Annotated in this window: 4 protein-coding genes; all 4 read left to right on the top strand. The window is 36.5% G+C overall.

What is annotated here, in order from left to right:
* The coding region (gene fbaA, locus AC1DPQ_RS25695; protein ID WP_477611302.1) for a class II fructose-bisphosphate aldolase at window positions 1-618 on the top strand (618 nt) is incomplete at its 5' end.
* Between the two features lie 142 nt (window positions 619-760).
* Window positions 761-1,267 (top strand): low affinity iron permease family protein, encoded by a 507-nt coding sequence (locus AC1DPQ_RS25690; RefSeq protein ID WP_029276267.1) that lies wholly within the window; start codon window positions 761-763, stop codon window positions 1,265-1,267.
* Window positions 1,242-1,664, top strand: coding sequence for a GNAT family N-acetyltransferase (locus AC1DPQ_RS25685; protein ID WP_477585533.1), 423 nt, complete (start codon window positions 1,242-1,244; stop codon window positions 1,662-1,664). Before AC1DPQ_RS25690 ends, AC1DPQ_RS25685 begins: the two co-directional genes overlap by 26 nt.
* 176 nt (window positions 1,665-1,840) lie before the next feature.
* Complete coding sequence (locus tag AC1DPQ_RS25680; RefSeq protein WP_477611301.1) at window positions 1,841-2,119, top strand: GIY-YIG nuclease family protein; 279 nt, start codon at window positions 1,841-1,843, stop codon at window positions 2,117-2,119.
* The last annotated feature ends 79 nt before the right edge of the window (window positions 2,120-2,198 follow it).

Raw genomic sequence — 2,198 nt, 5'->3', positions numbered from 1 at the left:
GCTAAATACTTAGCACGCATGGCTAAAATGAACATGACTATCGAAATCGAACTTGGTGTTACAGGTGGTGAAGAAGATGGTGTTGACAATAGCGATGTAGATAGCTCTAAATTATATACTCAACCTAGTGAAGTAGCTTATGCTTACGAAGAATTAAGTAAAGTTTCTCCTCGTTTTACAGTTGCTGCTGCTTTTGGTAACGTACACGGTGTTTATAAACCAGGTAACGTAAAATTGCAACCGGTAATTTTGAAAAATTCTCAGGATTTTATCAAAGAAAAATTCAGCTTAACAGCAGAGAAACCAATCAACTTCGTATTCCACGGTGGTTCTGGTTCTACTCAGGAAGAAATCAGAGAAGCAATTTCTTATGGTGCAATTAAAATGAATATCGATACTGATATGCAATGGGCATTTTGGGAAGGTATTTTAGAATATTACAAAAAGAATGAAGCTTATCTTCAAGGTCAGATTGGTAATCCTGATGGCGATGATAAACCAAATAAAAAATATTACGATCCACGCGTTTGGTTACGTAAAGGTGAAGAAACTTTTGTGAAACGTTTAACTACTGCTTTCGAAGATCTAAACTGTATCAACGTTAACGATAAATTATAAGTTTTGATTGGTTTGGAAGATTGAATTTACAATCAATCATTCAAAAAAGCAATCATTCAATAATTAAACAAAAGCGCCATGGGTTTAAAAACTTATGGCGCTTTTGTTTGTTTTATGGTTATATTTAAGCAAACAAATTGTAATGGCAAAATCTAAAAACGATACCAAAAGAAATAATTTTTTCGAAAAATTTGCCAATGCGGCAACCAAATTTACAGGTAGCTCTGCTGCATTTATAACTGCAACCTCGATTGTGATTATTTGGGCGGTAACAGGACCACTTTTTGATTATTCTGAAACCTGGCAATTGGTAATTAATACAGGCACTACGATTATCACCTTTTTGATGGTTTTTTTGATACAGAAAGCACAGAATAAAGATGGCAAGGCCATTCAGTTAAAATTAAATGAATTGATTGCTGCGCAGCAGGGTGCAAGTAACCGAATGGTTGATATAGAAGATTTGAGTGAAAAAGAACTGGATCAGTTGCATAAATTTTACGTTACGATTGCTGCACTTGCCAAAAAAGAGGCCGATATTCATTGTTCGCATTCAATTGATGTTGCTGAGGCATTAAATGAATCGAAGTTAAAATCGAATAAACACTTTAAACACCACGATAATGAGTCTGCACGTTCAAAAAGTTAATCATCCCGAAGATTTAGATAAAGTATTTGCGATCCGTAAGATTGTATTTGTAGACGAACAGAATTGCCCGCCAGAATTGGAGTGGGAGTATGAAGATGAATCTGTACATTTTCTGGCAACAAATAATGGCCAGCCCTGCGGTGCCTGTAGGTGGCGTAAAACGGATAATGGTTATAAGCTGGAACGTTTCGCAGTTTTAAAAGATTTTAGAGGGCAGGGGGTAGGTCGTGCGCTAATTGCCGAGGCTTTATCTGATCTGCCAGAAGATGCGCATTATATTTATCTGAACTCGCAGTTAGATGCCATGAGTTTGTATGCTAAATTTGGTTTTGTAGCAGAGGGAGAGCAATTTGAGGAGGCTGGGATACAGCACTTTAAAATGGTGAAGAAAGTTTAGGGATAGTTAGCCAGGAGGCACAGAAAACACAGCGCATTCAACGAAAAATCGTCATTGCGAGGTACGAAGCAATCTTAAAGCGATCGCTGGATTGATTATTTACCCACCCATAGTAGTAGGATTGCTTCGTACCTCGCAATGACGACCTAACAATTACCAATACCAACTAAAATATAATGGAAAGAGGAGGATGCGTTTATATCATGGCAAATTCTTTTAATACTGTTTTTTATACTGGAGTAACTTCAGACTTACAGGATAGGGTTTGGCAACATAAAAACAACGAATTTTCAAAAAGCTTTACTTCAAGATATAAATGCTATAAACTGGTTTATTACTCAYTCTTTTCTGGGATTGAAGAAGCGATTGATGAAGAAAAAAGAATTAAAGGTGGAAGTCGTCAACAGAAAATAGATTTGATTGAATCTATAAACCCAAATTGGAAAGACCTATGACGAGTTGGATTAATCAATACTTTGCGTCGAAGTACTGGGCAGTAGATTGGTCATTGTGAGGCACGAAGCAATCTTAAAG

The organism is Pedobacter sp. 01T416_2, assembly GCF_056398925.1.
Note: the sequence above shows the minus strand (reverse complement) of the source record. Positions and strands in the feature narration are given on the sequence as shown.

Excerpts from the sequence above, each read along its gene's own strand:
- AC1DPQ_RS25690 (WP_029276267.1), top strand. The coding sequence starts at position 761 with ATGGCAAAATCTAAAAACGATACCAAAAGAAATAATTTTTTCGAAAAA.
- AC1DPQ_RS25685 (WP_477585533.1), top strand. The coding sequence starts at position 1,242 with ATGAGTCTGCACGTTCAAAAAGTTAATCATCCCGAAGATTTAGATAAA.